Origin of the sequence: Bacillus sp. BPN334, assembly GCF_008368885.1 — a bacterium.
Lineage (GTDB): Bacteria > Bacillota > Bacilli > Bacillales > Bacillaceae_G > Bacillus_A > Bacillus_A wiedmannii.
On sequence record NZ_QOZW01000005.1, the window covers coordinates 55,077 to 80,628 of the forward strand.

The window sequence follows — 25,552 nt, forward strand, 5'->3', positions numbered from 1 at the left end:
GGAAATACTACCTATGAAGAAAGTATTATAAAAGGGGCGATTATTTTGAAGAAGAAAGATAAAATTCAGTCACCAATTTTAGATGAAACGCTCCCGCATCAAATGAATTTCCCATCTTTTAAAGGAACAGGAAAGAAGATGCAACAACCTTTCATAAATCAATATGACGTCGTAATCGGAGACAGTAAATATGATTCCGAGAATAGTCCACTTCACAATTGGACTGATGAAGTAGACCCTGCCATTATGGCTGGAGAAGAATGGATTCATCCTACAAATGATATTGGGTGGATTTCAGAAGAAAATCAAGAGTTGCTAAAAAAAGAAGTGGATAATAAGAATGACGCTTTTATGCATCCGCAATTTGGCATTAACGACTAAAAAACCATTCTACCTCACATAGGTAGAATGGTTTCATACTATCCAATAATAATTCTCTCTTTCGGGTATTTATAGCGAGGTGGCTGTTCTCTTCCCCCACTAGCCAGTATAAATGTTAAAATACCGACACGCCCAATAAACATAAGTACAATGAGTACAAGTTTACCAACAGTTGTTAAATCTGGCGTAATACCTGTCGATAGCCCTGTCGTCCCGAAAGCAGAACACACTTCAACAATTAAACTCATAAGCGGTACATTTTCCGTAATAGATAAAATAAAGAGTGCTGTGGCACATAATAAAATCCCCATCGTCATAACGACAGATGCTTTTAGCACGTCCTCTTCATGTAACTGACGTTTGAAGACTCTGACCGTTCTTCCACCTCTTGCAAAAGTGTATAACGATAATATACTAACAGCAAATGTTGTTGTACGTATTCCGCCCCCAACCGAACTTGGAGATGCCCCTATAAACATTAATATACTCATAAATAAAAGCGTCGGTTGTGACAATTCACGTATATCCATTGTAGCCAGTCCACCACTTCGCGTCGTCACAGATTGGAATAATGTATAAAAAACTGTTTCATGCCATGACTTTCCTGCTAAAAACTGATTTCGCTCTAGTAGAAAAATCATAATTGTTCCAACGATAACGAGTGCAAAAAATGTCGTTGTCGTCAATTTTGTAAACAACGAAAAGCGGAATAGTTGCTGTCTCCTTTTACTAAAGAATTGCTTTACTTCCATTAACACCGGGAAGCCAATCGCTCCTAAAATAATAAGTAACATATGAATCATTTGCACAATATAATCTTTTTTGTACGGAATTAGTGATTGTCCAGTTAAATCAAATCCTCCGTTCGTAGTTGCACTAACAGCGGCAAAGAAACCGTGGAAATAAGCTTCTTGCCAAGTTGGAAAATAAAGTAGAAATCTTGTACCTAATAGTATTGCTCCAATAAGTTCTATCGAAATAATTACAATTAAAATAGAACGCATCAATTCTACAAGGCCTGATAAATTCCCTTGATTATGGTCTGCCATAATGAGTCTTCTTCTCTGCAAACCGATTTTTTTCCCCGTTATAATCCAAACAAATGTACCAAGTGCCATAATTCCTAAGCCGCCTAATTGTAAAATAAGGGCTAACATAATAATTCCTGCCGTAGTAAATGTATCTGAAATTGTAACAACAGACAGTCCCGTAACACTTACCGCACTAACAGATGTAAAGAGGGCATCGATAAATGTCCATTTCACACCAGCCTTCGTAACAAACGGGAAACTAAGCAATATCACCGATACAACTACTGCTAATAAATAAAACAAAACAATAAGTTGTACAGGACGTAATTTTTGTAAAAACTTTTTTATATCTCTCATTCCATCACTTCGCTACCTTTTTTCTATCGATTAAATAAAGAAAAATCTTCACTTTCTTTATTTGTAAATAACTGCTCAAATAATTTGGCAAATACCATTCCATACACAGTTCCATTACCTCCATACGGCAATGCGTAAAATAAATTATGTATCTCTTTGTCTTCTTTTAAAATAGGGAGACCATCATGACTACCGCCAAATGCTGCCGCCCAATAGTACTCTGCCTGTATATTCTTATACTGCGGGAACATCTCTTTTACAATGTTAATAAGGATATCACGCTTATGCAATAATTTCGTATCACCGATTGTTTGAATTTTCATCGCTTCATCTAATCCGCCTACAATAATACGGTTTTGATACGTTCGAAAATATAAGTAAGGCCGTGCTGTTTCCCAAATTAATGATTGTTCATGCCAGCCTTCAAATGAATCTACCTTATTTGTCACCACTGCATATGATGTTTCCACTGTTGTATTTTTTTCTTTCTTTCCGAAAAGTGCTTCATATCCTGTCGCCATAATAATATTCTTTGCTACAATTTGATTTCCTGTTTTCGTGTAACAAATTAAATCATTTTGGCGTTTTTTTATATGTATGGCCTCTGTATGCTCAAGTATAGTAGCTCCCATTTGATTTGCTTTATGCAAAAGGCTATGCGCTAATAAATACGGATTCACTTCGGCATCACCATGCGTATATAACGCTGCTTGTTTTATAAATGAATACTTCTTCTTCATATGTGAATCGGTAAAATATTCAACCGGGAATCCATAATGGCGTAACGTATTATATTCTTCTTGTAAAAACGATACATCCTCATTTCTACTTGCATAATACAAACTACTTCGTGGAATAAACTGGGGATCAATATCGAGAGTCGGTACAACTTGCTCCATTGTTCGTAACGCTTCGTAACATAGCTTATATGCTCGTACCCCTTTTTTTTCACCAAATGTATGGATAAGTGAGGTTAGCGGTTTATCATGAAGAAATTGTAGTAAACCTGTATTAGCAGCTGTGCTACCACATGCGATTGCTCGTTTTTCAATGAGCGTAACACGCATTCCAATTTTCGCTAACGAATAAGCTATATGAGCACCTGCTTCTCCGCTTCCGACTACAAGCACATCACATATCATATCATTTTCTAATGATGGATAACAAGGTATAGAAACTCCTGTATTCCAAAACAACTTACCAGTCATAAGTTTCATAATTATACTCCTAAAATATAAATTTCTCCTTTCTATCTTTTGTTATTTCCCATAAAAAAATCCAACTAACATACGCTAGTTGGATTTTTTATTTTTAATTAGAACGCTCCTCCAGCCAATTTCCAACCGTCGGATATGTTTGTTTTACCGCTGTTCCACCGTAAACGATCGACATATGTCCCGTTGGTAAACATACATATTGTTTATCTGTGCTAGAAATATGATCTAGCAAAGCTTCTACTTGGCATGGCAGGGCAATATGATCACGTTTCGCAGAAATATTTAAGACATTCGCCTTAATATTTGCAAGGTCTACCTTTTGTCCGCGAATAACGAGTTCACCTTTCACTAATTTATTATTTTGATAAAAATCACGAATCCATTGTCTATACGATTCACCTGGGAATGGAATACCGTCACCAACCCACTTTTGAACTAATTTCCAGCTTTCGACGAAGCGCTCATTTTCTGAACGATCGAGTAAAGCAACATATGGACCTACAAAGTTTGTAATTGGTTTTAACATCTTATTTCCGAAATCAATCATTTCTGGCGGAATATTTCCGAATGTATCAACCGCTTTATCTAAATTGAAGTATTTCTCATCTAATAAAGGACCGTATAATCCTGTTTCGGAGAAATCAAAAGGACTTGTCATAAAGATTAAGTTGCGAATTGGCATGTGCGGATGAAGTGCTGCATAAATAGAAGTTAGCGTTCCACCCATGCAATAACCAAGTAAAGAAATCTCGTCCGATTTCGCAGTTCTCATTACTTTCTTCACTGCTTTTGCAATATAATCAAACACGAAATCATCAAATTTCAAATGACTATCTTCTAAACCAAATGTGCCCCAATCAAGCATATACACATCAAAACCACGATCTACTAAATATTCCACTAAACTATTTCCTGGAGTTAAATCCATAATATACGGTTTATTAATAAGCGCGTATATTAATAGGATTGGAACTCTCTGTGTTTTTTCTTGTTTTGGAATGTAACGATACAGCTTCGTTTTATTCTTCGTCCAAATAACTTCTTTCGGTGTTAAACCAACTTGTGGTTCTGGTTCGCGTAATAAAACTTCGCTCGCTCTTTTCACACGGCGATATGCTTTACGATATTCTTCTGGGTACAACTCCAATTGCTTTTCCCATTCCGTTACGAATGTAGTCATTTTTCTATCTCCTTTTCGGTCGATTTATTTCTAAAAAAAGAAGTGCATTCCTGCTATGGATATGCACTTTTTTCTTACTTCATTACATGTATAATCCGCCGTTAATGTTTAATTGCTGACCTGTGATATACGCACCGTCACGGCATAGATATACTACACCTTTTGCAATTTCATCAGCTTGACCAAAACGTTTTTTCGGGATTTTCGCAACGATTTTTTGACGCACTTCTTCTGGTACTTCTGCTACCATTTCAGTATCAATAAATCCTGGGCAAATTGCGTTTACAGTTACATTTGTTTTTGCAAGCTCTAATGCTAATGATTTTGTAAATCCTAACATACCTGCTTTTGCTGCAGAGTAGTTTGTTTGTCCAAATCCACCAGCTTGGCCAATAATAGAAGAAATACTAATGATTCTTCCTTCTTCTGCTTCCGATATGTATGGAAGTACCGCGCTTGTTGTATTAAATACACTGCTCAAGTTCACGTCAATTACGCGCTCCCAATCTTCACGATTTAATTTTTTGAATGTACGATCTCTTGTAATACCAGCATTATTAACAAGAATATCAACTTTACCAAAATGATTCACAGCTTCTTCTACAAGTCTGTTTGCATCTTCTACTTTAGAAACATCCGCTTGAACTGCATAAACGTCATGTCCTTCTTTTCCTAATTCATTTACTAAGTTTTCAGCTGCTTCTTTACTGCTGTTATAGTTAATAACTACTTTTGCTCCCTCTTGTGCTAATGCTACTGTAATTGCTTTTCCAATTCCTTTTGCCCCACCTGTTACGATTGCTACTTTGCCATTTAATTGAACCATTTCTTTTCCCCCTTAAATGAATTTGTGAACGATTGTTATGAATCATTTTGGTACTCATATGAATAGAGTCCATATATTAATTATGTTTCGTTGTTTATATATGAAAAAGAGATTCTCCCTTTCCCTTTTGCACGTTATAAACAAACGCTATTATCATTTTTTATTTTCCGGCTTATTCGCAGGTTTTACTTCTTCTTTTGCAGGTACTTGTAGTTTCTCTAGTACTGCATTTTGCTTTTCTAGTAACTCTAAAATTTGATCAACTTTCGTTTCTAGCGTGCGAATATCTTGTTTTACTTTCGTAACATCACGCTTTAATGTAGGAGCTTGTCCTAATGAATCCACTTTCTCTTCTAGAATTTCCTCAATGTTATCAACTTTATTTTCTAAATTGATAACAAGCGTAGCTACTCTAGCGATATCCTCTCTCGTCGGCACATTCACCTGTTCTAAATAATTTTTTGTCGTATCATTTAATGCTTTTTGATAAAACAAATTCAAATCTAGAACGCTGCCCATCCAAGCAGAATATTCTTCTGTTTTAATTGTTTCATTGAGCGCTTTTCCCCAAAATGTTTCGGTTTGTTCATAAGCATTTTTCCATGCTTGCAATGGATCGAATTTTTGATCAATCACTTCGCCTACACTCCCTTTTTCGTTTTTGAAACAATTCAACCTATTCACTATTTTCTAATATTCTGAATAAAACTTCAAGTCTATATTTTATTTTTCTTTATTTTCCAATAAATGTGTTGACATTAAAAACAGATAGGTGTAAATTGCACTTATAAGCAAAAAATTCCATCTAACTGATTCATGAGGTGATGCACAATCATGCTACATAATGAACCAGAACACCCAGAAAGTTTGGAAAAAAACCAAGCGAAACAACCAAACTCCATGCCAAAAAACTTCTTAGTTCCTTTCTTACTTCTCTGTCTAAAAGACTGGAGTCTTCATGGTTACAAACTCATTCAAATGCTAATGGACATCGGCTTTTCTTCTGTTGACCAAGGTAATGTGTATAGAACACTACGCAAATTAGAAAAAGAAAACCTTATTTCTTCTACTTGGGATACAAGCGAAGGCGGGCCAGCGAAACGAATTTATTCTTTAACAGAATATGGAGAGCAATATTTAACAACATGTGCGACTTCTTTTGAACATTATCAAAATATGTTGCGGACGTTTTTTACGTTATACACCAATGCATTCTTTCCATTTTCTACTTCTCCAGAAAAGGATGAAAAGGATTCTTCATCTTCACCTGGTGGTACAGCAGAGTAATCTGCGTTCACAATATGCAAAAAAACATTTGGAGGTCAAACAATGGAAACTAAGCCATACGAATTAGTCGATGCATTTTGGAAAAACTGGTCTCAATCTCTTTCCCTCTTCTCTTCAGCTGGGAAACAATTAGAGCAACTTACTTTAGAAACTTTAAAACAACAACAAGACGCTTTGCATAAATTAACATCAGGAGTAGATGAACTAGAAAAAGAACTACAACAATTCACTGCTCAGTTCAATAACCAATATACAGATTACGTGAAGCAATTAACTGGAAACTCCTTAAATGATCAAATTAACGAGTGGCAAGGAAAATGGAATGAACTTTCTACTCAAATGCACCAACTTACTGTTTCTCCTACGAAAACATCTTTGTCTATTCTTACTCAAACTAGCGGTCAATTTGAAGAAACAACAAAACAATTTATCGAACAACAACAATTACAACGTGACGAGGTTCAAAAACAGTTAGATGTTTTTTTGGGAGAGTTCAAGTCCAAACAACTAGAACTCGCAAAGCAGTTCGAGGAAAACTCAAAAAATTTATTTACTTCCATCAAGTAAGAAAGATGTGGGAGCTAACTGCAGCACAAACAAAACTCTTTCTTCCTCCTACTACATCAAGATGGCTGGCATTTTTCGATATGGAAAAGAAGGAGGCCAAAATGAATCCATTTCAAGAAGCACAAACTGTTCCGGAGCTTCGTTATGATGAGATTCAAGTCGGTGATCAAGCATCCCTTACAAAAACTATTACGGATGAGGACGTTATTAATTTCGCAAAATTAACTGGAGATGTGAATCCTATTCACATTTTAGATTCTTTTGCAAAAACGACAATGTTTAAAGAACGTATTGCTCATGGCATGCTCGTTTCCAGTTTCATTTCGACGATTCTTGGAACGAAACTCCCTGGCAAAAACACGATTTATTTATCTCAAAACGTTTCATTCCGTGCTCCTGTCAAAATTGGTGATACACTTCGCGTTGTGGCAGAAGTCATTAAAAAACGAGACGATAAAAAAATCATTACGTTGCAAACAAACATATATAATCAATCCGGTGATATTGTCGTGGAAGGTACAGCGACAATACTGAAAAAAGAGTAGCAAATTTGCTACTCTTTTTTCTATCCAATAACTTCTAATCACACCGATTACTTCCGCGTATGAGTACGTCGTTTCCACATAAAATAACGTTACCAGTTTAGATAGGTACTTAGCTGAACTGGACTACTTATAAGGATGTGTATCAACATGGTAAAAACAAACAAATTACTAGTTCCAGGTGCAGAACAAGCGCTTGAACAATTTAAATATGAAATCGCACAAGAATTCGGTGTTAGCTTAGGTTCTAATACAGCATCTCGTTCTAACGGTTCAGTTGGCGGTGAAGTAACGAAACGACTTGTTGCTTTAGCTCAACAACAATTACGTGGATAATACTATACCATATGGCTTAGAGGCAGATATTCTCTGCCTCTTTCTATTTTTAACATACATAATCGTGCTTTTTCACATACTAGTAAGAGCAAACTGAAAGGAACGATATGTAACATGAAACGGATTAATATTAGCATGAGTCCTCCCCGTGTTCTTACTTTGTCTTTTATTATGTTATCAATTATCGGTACATGCTTATTAAAGCTACCAATTGCTACAACAACGTCTATTTCATGGCTCGATGCTTTATTTACAACCGTTTCTGCTTGTACGGTTACAGGGCTTGGTGTTGTAGACACAGGAAAAGTATTTACCTTATTTGGCCAATGTGTCATTTTAACGCTTATACAAGTGGGCGGACTTGGCATTATGAGCTTTGCCGTTTTAATTGCGATTATGCTCGGCAGAAAAATTGGTCTTCAAAACCGAATTTTACTGCAACAAGCGTTAAATCAAACGAACATTGGTGGCGTCATTCGTCTTGCCAAAGCATTATTTTTATTCTCTTTTACAGTCGAATGTATCGCTACTTTAATTCTTTCTTTTGAATGGGTACCAAAATACGGGATTGCTAAAGGGATCTATTATAGCTTTTTTCATTCGATCTCTGCTTTTAACAATGCTGGTTTTTCTGTGTGGAGCGATAATTTAATGTCCCATTCTCATAGCATTCTTGTCAATCTCGTTATTTCCTCCCTCATTATTTTAGGTGGAATTGGTTTTACAGTAATCGTAGATATAAAAAGAAAGAAAAATTTTAAAAACCTTACATTACACTCAAAACTTATGCTCTCTTCTACTCTAATCGTCAATATTATTGCGACTGTTTTTATTTTTATATTCGAGTTCCACAATTCCCTTTCTATGAGAGAATTTACCCCATTTGAAGAAGGAATGGCCGCTTATTTCCAGGCGGTTTCAACTCGTACTGCCGGGTTTAATACAGTTGATATTTCTGCATTATCAAAGCCTTCCCTACTATTAATGATGCTCCTTATGTTTATTGGCGCTGGTAGTGCTTCAACCGGTGGTGGAATTAAGTTAACAACATTTTTAATCATGTTTTTTGGGGTGTTTAAATTTTTACAAGAACAAGATGATATTGTCGTTTTTAAAAAATCTATTAAAGATACTCTCATTGTCAAAGCATTGACCATCACTATTATTTCCATTTCATTTATCTTTTTTGCTATTTTAATTTTAAGTATTACTGAGCGAGTTCCTCTATTGATGAGTGCTTTCGAAGTATTTTCAGCATTTGGGACTGTCGGTCTCAGTATGAATTTCACACCACACTTAACTATGATCGGAAAAGCTATTATCCTCTTTATGATGTTTTTTGGGAAGATGGGACCTTTAACATTGGCTTTTTCATTTGCACGTAAAAAGAACCGAAAAATAAAATATCCGAATGAAGATATTTTAACAGGTTGACAACCGTATAAATTATCCATATAATGAGAGTACAATAGCATATCTCCAAAGGGGAGTAGCGTCCAAGAATATTTCTTGGAAACAAAGTCGTCATTACGTAGAACTTAGTTCTTCCGGCTTTGTTGGCATTTTCATTACATATGTCTAGCAAGACCTTTGCCTATTAACGGCAGAGGTCTTTTTTGTATTAATTTCCAAATTCTTCCAAAGTTAATAGGCAGGAGTATGGGGAAACTAAATAGTGGGGAAATTCTTCACTTATTTAGTACTTATAGAAATGAGAGGAGAATGTACATGGATGTATCATTATTATTGGAGTATGGTTGGGTATTACTCATCCTAATTGCACTAGAGGGGATTTTAGCGGCTGATAACGCTCTCGTTCTTGCAATTATGGTAAAACATTTACCAGAAGAAAAACGAAAGAAAGCACTATTTTACGGATTAGCGGGGGCATTTGTTTTCCGTTTCGGATCGCTATTTATGATTTCGTTCCTAGTCGACGTATGGCAAGTGCAAGCAATCGGTGCCATTTATCTTATGTTTATCGCTGGTAATCACTTATTTAAAACGTATGTTAAAAAGAATTCGGATGAAGACACAGAAGAAAAAGAAGCAAAGAAAAAACAAGAGAACTTTTGGTGGACTGTATTTAAAGTTGAGGTTGCTGATATCGCCTTTGCAGTTGATTCAATTTTAGCTGCTGTTGCATTAGCAATGACTTTACCAAAAACAGGCTTAGGTACAATTGGTAGTCTTGATACTGGGCAATTCGTTGTTATCTTTGTAGGTGGACTTATCGGATTAATCATTATGCGATTTGCAGCAACTGCTTTCGTACAAATATTAAAACGTAAACCAGGACTTGAAACCGCAGCATTTTTAATTGTAGGTTGGGTTGGTGTGAAATTAGCAATTTATACATTAGCACACCCTGCATTAAATGTAATTCCGCATTCATTCCCAGAATCTACGCCATGGAAACTTACATTCTGGATTGTATTAGTTGGAATCGCAGTTGGTGGCTGGTTCTTCTCGAAAGAAGTAGAAGTAAAAGTAGAAAAGAATTTAGACGAAAAAGCGCTGTAATTACAGCGCTTTTTTTTCCTTCCCCCTCTCAATGTCCAGAAAAAATTCCATTATACTATCTTTTGTAAACGTTTTCTTAATGTATGTATGTCCTTTTTGTGAAACATTGCACAAACTTATTGAAACTAAGAACAATTCCATGTACTTTATTCATATAAGGAGTATTTATAGATGATGTACTAAAGGAGCGTATTACTCATGCTAGAACAAGGATTAGATTATGTTGTCAAACTGGCAAAGAGCAAAAAACAAATGCTAGATACAAACCCGATGCAATATTTCATTCGTGCCGCACTTGCGGGTATTTATATCGGTTTTATTATTGTACTATGTTTTAAATTAGGTAACTTTTTTCACATTGCAGATTCACCAGCAACTTATTTAGCTGCTTCTATGTTTTTCGGAATTGCTCTCGTTCTTATTATATATGGCGGTGCTGAATTGTTTACTGGAAACACAATGTACTTCACTGTAGCAACTTTAAGAAAAGAAACAACGATTTCTGATACACTTCGTAACTGGTTCGCTTGTTATGCAGGGAATTTAGCTGGAGCTTTATTCTTTGCCTTACTATTTTATGCAACTGGAATTTTCGAAGCAATTGATCACGGCCATTTCATGAATAAAGTAGTAGAAGGAAAAATGAATACACCTACAATGCAATTATTCTTTAAAGCAATTTTATGTAACTGGCTTGTATGTCTTGCGTGTTTCTTACCTTCTCAAGTTAAAGGTGATACAGCAAAAATTATGATGATGATGCTACTCGTTTTCACATTCTTCTTATCTGGTTACGAGCATAGCATTGCAAACTTATCACTGTTTGCTCTATCTTTAGTTTCACCGCATCCGGAGACAATTTCTTTTGCAGGTGCTATTCATAACTTAATTCCAGTTACAATCGGTAACATTATTGGCGGGTCCGTCTTTGTCGGTATGGTATACCATTACTTAACAAAGAAAGTACCTGACGTGAAACAAGAAGAAACTGAATTAGTAGCAGCTCAACAAGAAGAAATCATTCCGTTACAAGCACATATGAAACATTAAAAACTCCAAAGTTTTACTTTGGAGTTTTTAGCTCCCCACATATTTAACAACAAGGTGCGGATTAATTTCTCCTTCTTCCTTTCCCTTATTAATTCTCTGTTTCATCTTGTGCATACCGATGACATCATTCGTATGAAGGTGAATTTCATTTACATATAAACCCTCTTTACAAAAAGCCTCTAGAAAATCTAATCCATTTCTTTCCCCCCATCCCATATTAAAATTAAGGGAAAGAATATTCACATCATAATCCCGAACCATGTGCAAAGCACATTCTACTGTAGTGGCGGGCACCTACCCGTACGGACAACTTCTTTGATCATCCATATATACATTCATTTTCTATCCCCTCTCTATTTTATATACGTGACCAACATGTAACATATTGCTCCAAGACTAATAAAAGGACCGAACGGAATTTGGCTCCTCATTTTCATACGTTTTAATACTATACCAACTCCAAAGAAACAAAGACTAAAGCAAGATGCTAAAAATAAGATCATAAAAATCCCTTTCAGTCCCACTATAAATCCAAGTAACGAAAGTAATTTTATATCCCCTTCACCAAGCCCCTCTGGATATATCTTTTGCATGCAATATAACAAAATGAATATAACGCCACTACCAACTATACTATCTGTCCAAGTCACTAACGGTACAAAAATACATTCTAAAATGAGTAAACAGGCAAACCAAGCTAAAATACGATTTGGGATTAACATATATATGTAATCTGTAACTGAAATAATAAGAAGTAGCGAAAATAGCGATAAAATGATGATAAGCTCTCGTTCCACCCCAATCATATATACAGTAAGAAAAAATATCATTCCGGTTACAAGTTCAAATACTACGTACAAAATTGAAATTTTCCTCTTACAATTCGTACAACGTCCCCGTTGTATACAAAATGAAATGATTGGGATCAATTCTTTTGGCTTTAGCACATACTTACAATAATGACAATGTGAACGAGGGGTAATGATAGACTCACCTAGCGGCACTCTCATCGCAATTAACATAAAAAAAGAACCAAACACCATCCCCACTAACAATGCATATAAATAAGTGAACATCCCTTCCTCTCCTTTCCAGAAGAACATAGCAAAAAAAGGAGAGAAATTCTACTTCATATTATTTCTATTCTATTAAAAAAGCAGGCCATTTTCTGGCCTGCTTTCCCCTCTTTTATACGATGAAATATACTGCTTTTAATGGTCCGTGTACTCCGACAACAAGATTCATTTCAATATCTGCCGAGTTACTAGGTCCTGTAATAAAGTTAATACAAGATGCTACTGCCTCGCCATTTTCTACACGTGTGTTCATATCCTGAACAGCTTGTGTAATACGAGGCACAAGTGTTTCACGTGGAATAATAGCAAAGTAAACAGTTGGTAAAAAGTGTAAAGAACGACCTTGACCTTTATGACTTTGTACAACAATCGTACCAGATTCAGCTAAAGTATAATCACTAAATGCGATTCCAATATTCGCTCTTTCTGCGATACGCATATTCTCTTCTTTTTTCTCAGGATCCCATACATTCACTTCAACATTTTGCTTTGGAAGCTCTTCTTTAAATAAAGAAGTCAATCCATAAGAATCAAAACGTTCATCTGCCGATAACATAATAGGTCCCCCGCCGTTTTCCACGATTACTTTTTGAATATCTTCACGTAAACGGTCGTTTGTCGTTTCCAATACAGTTGTATGAATGTTTGTACATTGATTTTTAAATACTTCTAACAATTCTTCTTGTGAATAATCTTTTAGCGTTTCTACATTCACATTACTTTTCCATGCTGGGCGCTTTACGCCTTCCGTTTTCCGCTCACGTCCAAGTTCTTTTGCAATATTATCTAGAAAGGACTCACGGTTTTGAATTAATCCTGTCATTATTTGTCCCCGCCTTTCTTATGATCTTTATACCAATCACGGAATCGTTCTTTACTTGGAGCCGGGAATTCACGAATATCTGTCCAGTTTTTAAGTGGCCCAACACCTTTTGATACACGGTTGCCAGATGTAAATGGACTCATTGCTGCTGGCGCCATTTTTGATCCCATTTTATATAAAGCTGCTGAAGATGCACCCATACTAAACATTTTCATTGCTAATTTTTCTGCAAGTGGTGCACGTCCTTCTTGCTCAACAATTACTTGACGATGTTTTAATAATAAATCATGCAATGGTATTTTTACTGGACAAGCTTCTGTACACGCTCCGCATAAACTAGAGGCATATGGAAGCTCTTTGTAATCATCATATCCGCCTAAAAGTGGTGTTAATACCGCACCGATTGGTCCTGAGTATATAGAACCATACGAATGTCCACCAACGTGACGATATACAGGACATACGTTAACACAAGCAGCACAACGGATACATTGCAATACTGAGCGGAATTCAGATCCAAGAATTTGAGAGCGGCCATTATCAACAACAACTAAGTGGAATTCTTCTGGTCCATCTACTTCCTCTTCTTGAATTGGTCCCGCTACAGTTACATAACTTGTTAATTTTTGCCCTACTGCACTACGACATAGTAAACCAACTAAAACATCTAATTCTTCCATTGTCGGAACCATACGTTCCATACCCATTACTGCAATTTGAGTTTTCGGAATCGACATAACAAGATCGGCATTACCTTCGTTCGTTACTAAACAAAGAGAGCCAGTATTTGCAACTGCAAAGTTACAACCTGTCACACCAATTTCTGCATCCATAAATTTCTCACGAAGTTGTTTACGAACAAACTTTGTCATTTCATATGGATCATCAGAATTTTCATAGCCAAGCTTTTCTTTAAATACATCACGAATTTGCGTTCTGTTTTTATGAAGTGCGGGCGCAATAATATGTGAAGGTGGATCGTTATCTACTTGCAAGATATACTCTCCTAAGTCACTTTCTAACACTTCACAACCAATCTCTTCAAGGGCATGATTCATACTAATTTCTTCAGTTACCATTGATTTTGATTTTACAACTTTCTTCGCTTGTTTCTTTTTTGCAACGTCTTGAATATACTTTGCTGCTTCCTCTTTCGTTTTCGCAAAGTACACATGTCCGCCTCTTTTTGATACATTTTCACTTAACTGCATTAAGTAATAATCAAGATTTTCTAACGTATGTTGGCGAATTTGTTCACCTAGTTCACGCCACTCTTCCCAGTTTCCTAATTCGTCCGCTGCTTTTAAGCGATTCGTATATAAGCGCGTTTGCGCAGAAGATACTGCTCCGCGCATAAAAGAATCTTGAATTCCATCGCCAACGCGATCATTAAATTTTTTCTCACTGATTTTCATAGACATAGCTTATGTTCCCCCTTCATGAGCGACTATTTAGTACCTCAGCAATATGCATTACTTTTATTTCTTTTCCTAAACGCTCAATACGTCCGCCAATGTTTAACAAACACCCACAATCTGCACCGATTAAATAATCAGCACCTGTTTCCATTGCACTATCTACCTTTTCATCTACCATTTGCTCAGAAATTGGAGTCATCTTCACTGAAAACGTTCCCCCAAACCCACAACAATTTTGTTCGTTTGGCAGTTCTCTCACAGTTAATCCTTTTACGTTTGATAATAAAATTCCTGGTGCCTCTTTTACTCCAAGCAGGCGTGTCATATGACAAGATTTATGAATAGTTGCTATCCCTGGTAAGCTTGCACCAACATCTGTCACTTTTAAAACATCTACAATAAATTGTGTAAATTCATATGTTTTATCGGCAACCTTTTGTGCACGTTTAGCCCACTTCGGATCATCTTTAAAAACATGCGGATACTCATGAAACATTGTCGCACAAGAACCAGATGGTGTAACGATATATTCTGCATCTTCGAAAGTTTCAATCATATGTTTCATCGCTTCTTTTGCTGCTTCTACATGGCCGCTATTATAAGCAGGCTGCCCACAACAAACTTGTGCTTCTGGAAATTCAATTTCACAACCTAAACGCTCCAACACTTCAACTGTTGCTTTGCCGACGTTTGTTTCAAACATATCGACTAAACAAGTAACAAATAAAGTAACTTTCATAATTATTACTCCCCCTTTTTACAACTCCACCAACAAACATACGGTCATCAGATGACTAAGGAAAGAAGAAGTAGGCTCAACCATGGCCTACCCTCTCCCCCTTCTAAAGAAAACGCTTACTTAATCTTTCTCTATTTTATCAAAAAATTTGATTTTTAAAAGATTAAATTACGAATTTATATCGTTTTTACCTGTGACAATATGTTCTACATTTGTTAAATGATCTAGCATTGCTTGCTGCGCTAATTCTACATCTTGCTTTAACACTGCATCATATATAACTTGATGCTCTTCTATAAGTCGTTCTGATGTTGTTTGTTCACCATATAAAATAATGCGTCTTGATTCACCAATCGTTTCAGCAATCATCTCTGAAACGTGATTCATGAGTTCAAGCAAAATGTTGTTATGCGAAGACTCCGCAATTCCCATATGGAACTGAAAATCTGCTTTTTCGCCAGCCTTTTCATCTCCAATGCTCTTTGCCATTTCATCTAACCAATGCTTCATATTTTGCAAATTATCTTCCGTACGTTTTGCCGCAGCTGCTCGAACTGCCCCCACTTCAAGCACCTTTCGTACTTCTAATAAGTTCAAAATATCTTCTTTCTTCATTAATAATTTATTGTTTAATGATTTTGTTAATGAAGAAGAATCGAAATTCTTCACATATGTACCTTCTCCTTGTTTCATCTCAATTAAGCCCATTGCTCTTAGCGCACTTAGCGCTTCACGAACAGCAGATCTACCAACTTGAAACTGCTCAGCTAATTGATGTACAGGAAGTAGTTTGTCACCAGGTTTTAACGTACCATTTTTAATCATTGTTAAAATAGCTTCAGATACTTCTTCGTAAATCTTTTTCGGTTTAATAGATTTGTACTCCAGTTAAATCACCTCAGTATCTTCCAAACAACAATTGAAACGATTTATAAGAACTTTGCATCATAACTATTTTAGAACGAATTGGTAAGAAGTACAAATGTTTTGTTCATAAAATCGTCAAATTTTTAATATTTATTTGATATCAATTTATATGTATTCCTCTATTCATTTGTACTCATGAAGAAAAGCATGTCCTTCACGTTAGAACATGCTTTCTTCAACTTGTATTTTCAATTTAATACTAACCGTCGTTCCATGCCCTTTTTCACTTTCAATTCGCCACTGTCCATCATGTATATGAACAATTTGTCTGACAATGGCAAGGCCTAAACCTGTTCCACCATGTTGACGACTTCTCGCTTTATCAACGCGGTAAAAACGTTCACCAAGATTTTCTAAATGCTCTGTTTCAATACCGATTCCTGTATCTTTTATGTTTAATTCACAGTAATCATCTATCTGCCTGAGTGTTATCATAATATCCCCGTTTTGGTTTGTATACCGTATCGCATTATCTAACACGTTATGAAGCACTTGTTGCATGCGATCCTCATCAATCATTACAATGATTTCTGGATTTAAATTTGTTGAAATACGAATTTTCTTTTCTATAAACTTAATCTCATACGTATCTAACACATCTTCAATCAGTTGTGAAAAAACGATAGGTTGTTTCTTTAGCGGAAAATGTTCACCTTCTAATTGTGCTAAATCTAATAAATCATGAACGAGACGCTGCATACGACCCGCTTCTTTATGAATGAGCTGTGTTACTTTTTCCTGTTGTGGTCCCTTCGCTACGCCATCTAAAATAGCTTCACTATATCCTTTTATATAACTAAGCGGTGTTCTTAGTTCATGCGAAACGTTAGCTAAAAATTCCTTACGCTTTACGTCTTCTGTCTCTAAAGAATTTGCCATTTTATTAAATGCTTTTCCTAATCGTCCAATTTCATCTTCAGAAGAAATTGTAATCCGTTCTGAGAAATCTCCCGTAGCCAAATGATTGGCAACTCGTTCCATTTGCGAAAGCGGTCTCGTAATAGCAATAATAATCTTTCTACCAATCCATATTGTTAGTAAAGTCATAGCAAGTGCTAACGGTGCTAAAATAAGGCCCATATCATATATTAAGTCTTTTATACTTTTTAAAGGAATATAAGAATATACAATGCCAACTAACTTTTTATTTTCTAAAACAGGGATGACAACCCCCATAATATTTCGGTCAAAATGTTCCTCATACCCTATCTTTGTCACAGTTTTTCCATCTAATAATGCTTGCCTGTCCCCTTCACTTATAAGAGAATGATGATGCACATCAAAAGGTAAACACGCGCTTAAATCACGCGGATTAGATACGAAAAGAACATCTGAACTAGATATTTGATCAAATGCTCTTACTTTCTCTTCAAAAGTTGCTATTCCTTCACGCTTATCATATTGCGCAGCAAGACGCTTGCCTTCCATTACTAATGAATCTTTTAAATTATCAACGTATAGTTTTTCATACGAGTATAAAGATACAAAATAAAGAAAGGAAACTGTTACACATACTGCACATACTACTGTAAGCCAAAGCTTCTGTACCATCGTAAACATACGTTACACCTCAAATTTATAGCCTACACCCCAAACCGTTTGAATGTAGTTTCCACTTTCTCCAAGCTTCAAACGCATCGTTTTCACGTGCGTATCCACTGTTCTTGTACTTCCCGCATAATCATATCCCCATACCTTTTCCAGCAATTGTTCCCGGCTAAATACTTGTCCCGTATGTTGGCAAAGAAAATAGAGTAAATCAAACTCTTTTACTGTAAGAGAAATCGGCTCACCATCAGCCTCAATCTTCCTACTTTTTTCATTAATAAGGATCGGTCCAAACTGAATCTCCTCTTGTTGCTCTTGCTTTGTATACCGTCTTAACACAGCCTCCATACGAGCAATTAATTCTCCAGGACTAAATGGCTTTACAATATAATCATCTGCTCCCATACGTAAGCCGTTCACCCTATTCCACTCTTCACCTTTTGCTGTTAAAAATATAATTGGTACATCCGACGTTTTTCTAATTTCTTTACAAACTGAAAGTCCATCCATCTCTGGCATCATAATATCTAATACAACGAAATCATAATGATTCGTCTCTAATTTTTTTAGCGCCTCTTTTCCATTTTCAGCTTCTCCCCACTCGTATCCAAAATTATCTAAGTACATTCCAACAAGCTGCCTCATATCACTTTCATCATCTACAACTAGCACCCTATATTTACTCATTGTCCTTCCCTTCCCTCTCTATGAGTTGAAACGGCCCTTTTCCGACTTTAATTGTTTGTTTTATTTTCAAACTCTTCATATCCATGACGCACACTTCATCACTATCATAGCTTGCTACGTATCCTTCTGCTTCGCTCTTCAAAAATGCAAATGGATTCGATCCTACTTCTACAGAAGCAACCTCTTTATACGTGCTAACATCAAACTTTCTAAGCGTATTCGAACCGTGACTTAATGCAAATACATACTTATTATCCTTCGTTATATTCACAGGCATAAACGGAGCATGTAAAGAACGTACCATTTCTCCGCTCTGCAATGAATACACTAATACTTTTTCATTGACTTGATTTCCATCACCATGTCCGCCAATCCATATTTCTTTCCCATCTGGGCTAATTGTCGCTCCCGTTGATGCTGGGGGAATCATAAAGGATTGTATCACTTCTTTTTTCTTTGTATCAATGGTCGTTAGCTTCGTATCATAAAAGTTTAATACAGATAACTGGTTATCGTGCTCTACCATCGTTATTGGTCCTTTTCCTGTTGATACACTCCCTGTCTCTTTCCCTTTTATCGTAAAGAACCTTACCTTTTGAGCAGTTTGATCGGCAGCAAATAATTGTTTTTTATCCTCGGATACAATCACATTTACAATGCCTTTTCCAGTTTTATATTTGTCCACTTGCCTTCCTTCTGCTAGTGAATATACATACATGTACTCTAACTGCTTGCCATATACAAGTATGTCCTCACCGTTTGGAAGTAGTGCAACTCCTGCCATTGGTTCATTAAGTTCCCATGTCGTAATTAACTTTTTAGTTTTTTCATCAACAAAACTGATACTACCTTCTTTTATATTCGTTGTTATAATAACACTTTTCTCTTTAGCAATCGGTGTATATGAACTTCCTTGACACCCTACTAATAGAAATAAAAAACAGAGAAGAAAAACATACTTTCTCAAAAGATTCCCTCCATCTTCGGATGATTTCGTTATAATTGTAAAATAACAAATAAATGTGTGGAAAGTGTGAAATTTCCCTTTCTTACTGCATTTACATATATAATGTACAACAAATAGAATTTGAGGTGTGCAAATTATGCTTTTTCCTGATTTAGCGAATAAAATTGTACGAGAAGTACGCAGACTAATTAAAGAAAATATTATTATCATTAATATACAAGGTGTTATTATCGCGAGTACAGATGTAGAAAGAATCGGCCAATTTCATGAAGGTGCACTCCGATGCGCGAAACAAAAGAAAACTGTCATTATTACAAAAGAAGATGAACGACGTTTGCAAGGCGTAAAGGCGGGTATGAACCTCCCCTTACTATTTCATGACGAAGTAATTGGTGTCATTGGAATTACAGGCGAACCTGAAAACATTTCACAATACGGGGAAATATTACGTAAAATGACCGAACTACTCATTCACGAAAACTACTTTTTAGAACAACTAGAACTTGAACACCGTTCTTATGAAGCATTTGTCTTTGATTGGCTTCAAAATACAGACTGGTCTTCAAGCTTTCTCGATCGTGCAAAAACACTTGGTATTGATTTATATAAGAAGAAACAACTTATTTTGTTCTCTATCGATCAAAATGACACGATGCTTCAGCGTAAGATTTGGCAACACGTACACAATCTATTAACAAAGGAGCATCTATTTGTTCGTTGGGGAAATGATCGATTCATTTTATTTACAGCCACAAACTCCAAAGAGCAAACGTATCAATTTTTAAAAAGATTAAAACAAGACTGTGAAAATTCGTTTTCTATTCCTTTATATATTGGGATTGGACAATCCGTTACACCAAGCAATATGAACTTATCGTACGAGCAAGCATTACAAGCTCTTTCCGTATCACTTGAAACGAAAAAAATTGTATTTAATGAAGATTTACGTTTAGAAATGTGCTTACAAGATATTTCTGCTGCAACGCGGGAACAGTTTCTAAGGCGCACCATCGAAAACTTACTATCATCTCCTGAGCTTATGCACACTTTACGCTTATTTATTGATTATAACCAATCCTATAAACAAACAGCTGAACAATTACATATACACATTAACACATTGCATTACAGACTTAAAAAGATTGAGGAGCATACAGAACTTGACCCGAAACAATTCAAAGACTTAAACATTTTATACTTCTCGCTCCTCTTATTAGATAATCATACAAAAAATAATGATAAATTAGATTAATCCTTAGATGATTATACATAGAAAGAATCCCCCAATTTTTTTATCATTATAATGAAAGCACTGTTACAACGTTTTTTATGATGACTAAATACGTTAACAGTTTGAGGGGGATTTCCAATGTTAGAAAAGCAAATTATTCATTCATTCGTATCCATTGTTGGCGAAGATAATGTAGATACATCCAATATGGGGCGTTTAACGTATAGTTATGATGCCACTCCAAACTTCCAAGCAATGCCTGATGCAGTCATTGCTCCTCGTAATACAAATGAAGTAGCTGAAGTGTTAAAGATATGTAACACTCACAACATTCCTGTATATGTTCGTGGTTCTGGAACAAACCTTTGCGCGGGGACATGTCCACTTGAAGGCGGTATCGTCCTTATCTTCCGCCATATGAATAACATTTTAGAAATTGATGAAGAGAATTTAACAATTACTGTACAAGCTGGTGTAATTACACTTGATATTATTAAAGCAGTAGAAGAAAAAGGTTTATTTTATCCACCTGATCCAAGCTCGATGAAAATTTCTACAATCGGCGGTAACATTAATGAAAACTCAGGTGGCTTACGCGGATTAAAATATGGCGTAACACGTGATTATGTGATGGGTCTTGAACTTGTCTTACCAAATGGCGATATTATTCGCACTGGCGGTAAATTAGCAAAAGATGTAGCTGGTTACGATTTAACTCGTTTATTTATCGGTTCTGAAGGAACACTTGGCGTCGTAACAGAAGCGATATTAAAACTTGTTCCTATGCCTGAAACGAAGAAAACGATGCTTGCACTATATGAAGATATTAATGAAGCTGCACATGCTGTTTCTTCTATTATTGCAAATAAAATCATTCCAGCAACACTTGAGTTTTTAGACCAGCCGACAATTGAAGTAGTAGAAGAGTTTGCACAAATCGGTTTACCAACTGATGTAAAAGCAATTTTATTAATCGAACAAGACGGTCCGCCTGAAGTTGTCAATCGAGATATTGAAAAAATGGCTAACGTTTGCCGCTCTATGAATGCAGTCGATGTTCGCATTGCAAAAAATGAAGCGGAAGCAGATGCGCTTCGGACAGCTCGCCGTAGTGCACTATCAGCACTTGCAAGATTAAAACCTACTACAATACTAGAAGATGCAACGGTACCACGCTCACAAATAGCTCCAATGGTTGAAGCGATTAATGCAATTGCAAAAAAATATAACATTCCTATTTGTACGTTTGGGCATGCTGGTGATGGCAACCTACACCCAACTTGTATGACAGATGCTCGTAATGAAGAAGAAATGCACAGGGCTGAACAAGCTTTTGCTGAAATATTTGCAAAAGCAATTGAACTTGGCGGCACGATTACTGGTGAGCATGGTGTTGGTGCGATGAAAGCTCCGTATTTAGAAATGAAATTAGGTAAAGAAGGTATTGCTGCTATGCAAGGAATTAAACAAGCCTTCGATCCAAATAACATTATGAATCCAGGCAAGATGTTCGCGAAAGACACTCGCAAAAGAGTGGTGGTTGAGCGATGACAACATTAAATAAAGAAAACATTCAAAAGGAATTTAAAGAACGATTAAGTGAAGATGAACTACTAAACTGTATGCGATGCGGTTTCTGCTTACCAACTTGCCCTACTTACATCCAATCTGGATATAAAGAATCACATTCACCACGAGGACGTATCGCATTAATGAAAGCGGTCGTTGACGGTTTAATTGAGCCAGATGAAGATGTTGAAAATACATTGAATGTTTGCCTTGGCTGCCGTGCTTGTGAACCTGTTTGTCCATCTGGTGTAAATTATGGACATTTATTAGAAGAAACTCGTGATATTATAAATCAAAATAAAAAGTTCTCGATGCCAGTGAGAGCCGTTCGTAAAGTCGTTTTTGAAGGGCTCTTCCCGCATCAAAATCGAATGAGAACATTAACAGGGTTAATCGGATTTTATCAGCGTTCTGGTTTACAAACGCTAACACATAAAACAGGGATTATGAAGTTATTCCCTGAAACACTTGCAACGATGGATCTTGTTTTACCAAAAGTCCCTAAAATGAAAGCAATGAAAGATCGTCCTGCATTTTTACCTGCTGAAAGTACGAAGAAGAAACAAGTTGCATTCTTCACAGGCTGTTTAATGGATACGATGTTTTTAGAAACAAATAACGCAACGATGAAACTTCTTCAGTTAGCTGGTTGTGATATCGTTATTCCGAAAACACAAAGTTGCTGCGGTGCATTACATGGGCATGCTGGTGAAAAGAGTGGAGCGAAAGAATTAGCGAAACGAAATATAAAAGCATTCGAAGATTTAAACATCGACTATATTATTACGAATGCAGGTGGTTGCGGAGCTTACCTCGTAGACTACGATCATCTTTTAAAAGATGATCCACAGTGGGCTGAACGCGCAAAGCAGTTTGTTTCTAAAATTAAAGATATTACTGCTATTCTAGTAGAACTAGATTTCCATAAACGGAATGACTTACGACTTCCATCGCAAATTATTACGTATCAAGACTCTTGTCATTTACGAAATGTTATGCGAACATCTTCAGAACCTCGTATGTTACTAGAAGCAATTCAAGGCGCAACATACTGTGAAATGAAAGATGCGGATCGCTGCTGTGGTTCTGCTGGTATTTACAATATTGTTCATTCAGAACTATCCATGGAATTTCTAGATTATAAAATGGACTGTGTACATGAAACAGAAGCAGCAACTATTGTTACTGCAAACCCAGGTTGCCTACTACAAATGAAATTAGGCATTGAACGAGAAGGACTTTCTCATAAAATGAGAGGAATTCACATTGTAGATTTATTATTAGAAGCAATTGAAACCAACTCGTAATAACTCGTAACATACGTAATAATAGGAAAACGGCTATCTCCTTCGTCTATGTAAAGAGATAGCCGCTTTTTTGTCCGCTACAAGATTAAGAATATGTTACTTTATTATAAAAAAGAACAACAGAAACATTACAGTTGTGTAAAAATCAATCCAGTATATTCCTCGAAAAAACGCTCAAATCATTGATACAATAGGATTCTTCATTTTCAATATAGGTACATTTATCCAAAAACCCCCTCTTAAAACGAAGTATAAAAATGCTGAAAATTCCTTTTATACTCTATGTTTCTCTTATTTTTTTCCTTTTCTTCAATTAGGATAAATTAGGTAATTTTAAAGTCTATGAATTTTTTTCCATCTTTTTTCTCGCAAATTGTATGCTACGATGAATTTGTCAGTCAGACAGGCTGTCAAAACAAATCGTGTGAAAACAAATTAAAACTTTATATAGGGGGACACACATCATGAAAAAGCGTGTTTTATTATCTGTAGCTGCTGCAACAGCTCTTACTTTAGGAGTATCATCTTTAGATGCACAAGCTGCAACTGTACAACCATCTAACATAAAGGTTCAAAATATTCAGCATTCAAAAGTGATGATGAAGCAAATGAACCAACAAGAATTACAAGCATTCTTACAATCTATGGGCGTTGAGTCATTAGCACAATGGCAACAAGGAAATTTCCAACCAAACTGCTTCATTCCTGGTCAACAACCAACTGAAAATGTTGTAACTGAGCAACCAACAGCTAAGCCAGAAACTCAAAAGCCTGCTGAGCAAAAACCAGTTGAGCAAAAGCCTGCTGAAGAAGTTCAAAAACCAGAAGCTCAAAAACCAGCTGAAAACAACAATACTCAAAAACCTACTGAACAAAAACCTGCTGAGCAAAAGCCTGCTGAAGAAGCAAAATCTTTAAGCGAATTCGAACAACGTGTTGTTGAATTAACAAACGCTGAACGTGCAAAACAAGGCTTACCGGCACTAAAAATCGATACTGAATTAAGCAAAGTAGCACGTGTTAAATCTGAAGATATGCAGAAGAATAACTACTTTGATCATAACAGCCCTACATATGGGTCTCCATTTGACATGATGAAGAAATTTGGTATTTCTTATACATCTGCAGGTGAAAATATCGCTCAAGGCCAACGTACACCTGAAGAGGTAGTACAAGCTTGGATGAACAGTGCTGGACACCGTGCAAATATCTTAAATAACGGCTTCACTCACATCGGTGTTGGCTATGTAGAAAGCGGCAACTACTGGACACAACAATTTATTACGAAGTAAATAGATTAAAAGAGTCTTCTCATAATGAGAAGACTCTTTTTTACGTTTCATAACTTTCTATTATGTATGAGTACAATATGTAGAACATAAACAAAATAGAGCCACAACTTATTACACTAAGTAACACATAAAATCCCCATTTCAAGTTCAAAAACAAGGAAAACCATATACTACATGCCATCACTTGAAAAATCCGCCTACTCACTAAACGAATTTTTTGTAATTTGACTGGGTCCTTTTCCGTACTCTTAACTTTTTTAAATCCTTTACTAAGCATAAAAAGAAACAAACTAATTCCAATTGTTAGTCCTGTCTGAAAGGATATCATGCTTCCAAAATTAATAAAGAGAATGAGCAGATGGATAAACAACATAAATAAAGTAATCGTCTTTAGAAATCCACTTATAATGACATGCTCGCCTTCATTAAGCTTATATACATAATGTGAAATAATATACACGAATCCATGTAAAAAAATAATAAGACAAGGAATAAATGCTATAACAACTTGTTTACTCATAAACTCGTTTGGCTCACCATTTTCATTCCAATGTACTGCCATAAGGTTTGGTAAGTATGAATAGAGGCATAGAGTAACTAAAAGACAAGCGAAAAATATTCCTAGTATATATTTATATTTGACCAAGTAATTCTCACCTCTCTTTTCTCTT

Annotated in this window: 27 protein-coding genes and 1 riboswitch; of the genes, 12 read left to right on the plus strand and 15 right to left on the minus strand. The window is 36.0% G+C overall.

What is annotated here, in order from left to right; translation table 11 throughout:
- Positions 1-45: 45 nt before the first annotated feature.
- Positions 46-381 (plus strand): DUF3905 domain-containing protein, encoded by a 336-nt coding sequence (locus DN393_RS04495; protein WP_002070938.1) that lies wholly within the window; start codon positions 46-48, stop codon positions 379-381.
- Positions 382-419: 38 nt separating this feature from the next.
- Here the strand turns inward: DN393_RS04495 and DN393_RS04500 are convergent, their stop codons facing one another.
- The 5 genes from DN393_RS04500 to phaR all read right to left on the minus strand — a co-directional run bounded on the left by DN393_RS04500 (position 420) and on the right by phaR (position 5,628).
- Entirely contained in the window at positions 420-1,769 is a 1,350-nt protein-coding gene (locus DN393_RS04500) for a TrkH family potassium uptake protein (protein ID WP_001204688.1), read from the minus strand.
- 23 nt (positions 1,770-1,792) lie between these two features.
- Entirely contained in the window at positions 1,793-2,986 is a 1,194-nt protein-coding gene (locus tag DN393_RS04505; RefSeq protein ID WP_064476734.1) for an NAD(P)/FAD-dependent oxidoreductase, read from the minus strand.
- A gap of 94 nt (positions 2,987-3,080) precedes the next feature.
- Positions 3,081-4,166, minus strand: coding sequence for a class III poly(R)-hydroxyalkanoic acid synthase subunit PhaC (gene phaC / locus DN393_RS04510; RefSeq protein WP_000206842.1), 1,086 nt, complete (start codon positions 4,164-4,166; stop codon positions 3,081-3,083).
- An 82-nt stretch (positions 4,167-4,248) separates the two neighbouring features.
- The gene (locus DN393_RS04515) at positions 4,249-4,992 is read right to left on the minus strand and encodes an acetoacetyl-CoA reductase (protein ID WP_000250411.1); all 744 of its coding nucleotides are present in this window, start codon (positions 4,990-4,992) and stop codon (positions 4,249-4,251) included.
- A gap of 153 nt (positions 4,993-5,145) precedes the next feature.
- Entirely contained in the window at positions 5,146-5,628 is a 483-nt protein-coding gene (phaR, locus tag DN393_RS04520) for a polyhydroxyalkanoic acid synthase subunit PhaR (protein ID WP_000566955.1), read from the minus strand.
- Between the two features lie 198 nt (positions 5,629-5,826).
- Here phaR and phaQ point away from each other — a divergent pair, with 198 nt between their 5' ends.
- From phaQ to DN393_RS04555, 7 genes are all read left to right on the plus strand, one after another.
- Positions 5,827-6,279 carry a poly-beta-hydroxybutyrate-responsive repressor gene (gene phaQ / locus DN393_RS04525; protein WP_000903018.1) on the plus strand — a complete coding sequence of 151 codons (453 nt, stop codon included), beginning with the start codon at positions 5,827-5,829 and terminating at the stop codon, positions 6,277-6,279.
- 42 nt (positions 6,280-6,321) lie between these two features.
- Positions 6,322-6,846 carry a polyhydroxyalkanoic acid inclusion protein PhaP gene (gene phaP / locus DN393_RS04530; RefSeq protein WP_000448584.1) on the plus strand — a complete coding sequence of 175 codons (525 nt, stop codon included), beginning with the start codon at positions 6,322-6,324 and terminating at the stop codon, positions 6,844-6,846.
- 101 nt (positions 6,847-6,947) lie between these two features.
- Positions 6,948-7,391 (plus strand): MaoC family dehydratase, encoded by a 444-nt coding sequence (locus tag DN393_RS04535; protein WP_001067917.1) that lies wholly within the window; start codon positions 6,948-6,950, stop codon positions 7,389-7,391.
- A gap of 147 nt (positions 7,392-7,538) precedes the next feature.
- Positions 7,539-7,724 (plus strand): alpha/beta-type small acid-soluble spore protein, encoded by a 186-nt coding sequence (locus tag DN393_RS04540; RefSeq protein ID WP_000241212.1) that lies wholly within the window; start codon positions 7,539-7,541, stop codon positions 7,722-7,724.
- 114 nt (positions 7,725-7,838) lie between these two features.
- A complete protein-coding gene (locus DN393_RS04545; protein WP_088048358.1) occupies positions 7,839-9,158 on the plus strand; it encodes a TrkH family potassium uptake protein in 1,320 nt (439 codons plus the stop codon).
- Positions 9,159-9,196: 38 nt separating this feature from the next.
- A riboswitch (yybP-ykoY riboswitch) is annotated at positions 9,197-9,362 on the plus strand.
- A gap of 90 nt (positions 9,363-9,452) precedes the next feature.
- Positions 9,453-10,247, plus strand: coding sequence for a TerC family protein (locus tag DN393_RS04550; protein ID WP_000383306.1), 795 nt, complete (start codon positions 9,453-9,455; stop codon positions 10,245-10,247).
- Between the two features lie 198 nt (positions 10,248-10,445).
- Positions 10,446-11,297 (plus strand): formate/nitrite transporter family protein, encoded by an 852-nt coding sequence (locus tag DN393_RS04555; RefSeq protein ID WP_000893044.1) that lies wholly within the window; start codon positions 10,446-10,448, stop codon positions 11,295-11,297.
- Positions 11,298-11,324: 27 nt separating this feature from the next.
- Here DN393_RS04555 and DN393_RS04560 read toward each other — a convergent pair whose 3' ends face one another.
- The 9 genes from DN393_RS04560 to DN393_RS04600 all read right to left on the minus strand — a co-directional run bounded on the left by DN393_RS04560 (position 11,325) and on the right by DN393_RS04600 (position 19,482).
- Positions 11,325-11,591 carry a cyclic-phosphate processing receiver domain-containing protein gene (locus DN393_RS04560; protein WP_316250393.1) on the minus strand — a complete coding sequence of 89 codons (267 nt, stop codon included), beginning with the start codon at positions 11,589-11,591 and terminating at the stop codon, positions 11,325-11,327.
- A 59-nt stretch (positions 11,592-11,650) separates the two neighbouring features.
- Positions 11,651-12,373 carry a prepilin peptidase gene (locus tag DN393_RS04565; RefSeq protein ID WP_098102703.1) on the minus strand — a complete coding sequence of 241 codons (723 nt, stop codon included), beginning with the start codon at positions 12,371-12,373 and terminating at the stop codon, positions 11,651-11,653.
- Between the two features lie 112 nt (positions 12,374-12,485).
- Positions 12,486-13,196: a LutC/YkgG family protein gene (locus DN393_RS04570; RefSeq protein WP_149173335.1), complete on the minus strand. Its 711-nt coding sequence runs from the start codon at positions 13,194-13,196 to the stop codon at positions 12,486-12,488.
- Complete coding sequence (locus tag DN393_RS04575) at positions 13,196-14,617, minus strand: LutB/LldF family L-lactate oxidation iron-sulfur protein (RefSeq protein ID WP_000061930.1); 1,422 nt, start codon at positions 14,615-14,617, stop codon at positions 13,196-13,198. The genes DN393_RS04570 and DN393_RS04575 overlap by 1 nt, the downstream gene beginning before the upstream one ends.
- Positions 14,618-14,633: 16 nt before the next feature.
- Positions 14,634-15,353: a (Fe-S)-binding protein gene (locus DN393_RS04580; RefSeq protein ID WP_000869144.1), complete on the minus strand. Its 720-nt coding sequence runs from the start codon at positions 15,351-15,353 to the stop codon at positions 14,634-14,636.
- A gap of 168 nt (positions 15,354-15,521) precedes the next feature.
- The gene (locus DN393_RS04585; RefSeq protein ID WP_254913065.1) at positions 15,522-16,211 is read right to left on the minus strand and encodes a FadR/GntR family transcriptional regulator; all 690 of its coding nucleotides are present in this window, start codon (positions 16,209-16,211) and stop codon (positions 15,522-15,524) included.
- Between the two features lie 228 nt (positions 16,212-16,439).
- Positions 16,440-17,840 carry a sensor histidine kinase gene (locus DN393_RS04590; protein ID WP_064476739.1) on the minus strand — a complete coding sequence of 467 codons (1,401 nt, stop codon included), beginning with the start codon at positions 17,838-17,840 and terminating at the stop codon, positions 16,440-16,442.
- A gap of 3 nt (positions 17,841-17,843) precedes the next feature.
- Positions 17,844-18,515 carry a response regulator transcription factor gene (locus tag DN393_RS04595; RefSeq protein ID WP_064476740.1) on the minus strand — a complete coding sequence of 224 codons (672 nt, stop codon included), beginning with the start codon at positions 18,513-18,515 and terminating at the stop codon, positions 17,844-17,846.
- Complete coding sequence (locus DN393_RS04600) at positions 18,508-19,482, minus strand: beta-propeller fold lactonase family protein (RefSeq protein WP_088048355.1); 975 nt, start codon at positions 19,480-19,482, stop codon at positions 18,508-18,510. The genes DN393_RS04595 and DN393_RS04600 overlap by 8 nt, the downstream gene beginning before the upstream one ends.
- 136 nt (positions 19,483-19,618) lie before the next feature.
- On the opposite strand from DN393_RS04600, the gene DN393_RS04605 reads away from it, so the two are divergent.
- The 4 genes from DN393_RS04605 to DN393_RS04620 all read left to right on the plus strand — a co-directional run bounded on the left by DN393_RS04605 (position 19,619) and on the right by DN393_RS04620 (position 24,881).
- Positions 19,619-20,734, plus strand: coding sequence for a CdaR family transcriptional regulator (locus tag DN393_RS04605; RefSeq protein ID WP_088048354.1), 1,116 nt, complete (start codon positions 19,619-19,621; stop codon positions 20,732-20,734).
- Positions 20,735-20,851: 117 nt separating this feature from the next.
- Positions 20,852-22,264 carry a glycolate oxidase subunit GlcD gene (gene glcD, locus DN393_RS04610; protein WP_088048353.1) on the plus strand — a complete coding sequence of 471 codons (1,413 nt, stop codon included), beginning with the start codon at positions 20,852-20,854 and terminating at the stop codon, positions 22,262-22,264.
- Complete coding sequence (locus DN393_RS04615; RefSeq protein ID WP_064476744.1) at positions 22,261-23,589, plus strand: (Fe-S)-binding protein; 1,329 nt, start codon at positions 22,261-22,263, stop codon at positions 23,587-23,589. The genes glcD and DN393_RS04615 overlap by 4 nt, the downstream gene beginning before the upstream one ends.
- Positions 23,590-24,053: 464 nt before the next feature.
- Entirely contained in the window at positions 24,054-24,881 is an 828-nt protein-coding gene (locus DN393_RS04620) for a CAP domain-containing protein (RefSeq protein WP_064476745.1), read from the plus strand.
- Positions 24,882-24,921: 40 nt separating this feature from the next.
- Here the strand turns inward: DN393_RS04620 and DN393_RS04625 are convergent, their stop codons facing one another.
- A complete protein-coding gene (locus DN393_RS04625; protein ID WP_064476746.1) occupies positions 24,922-25,527 on the minus strand; it encodes a DUF1648 domain-containing protein in 606 nt (201 codons plus the stop codon).
- Between the last annotated feature and the right edge of the window lie 25 nt (positions 25,528-25,552).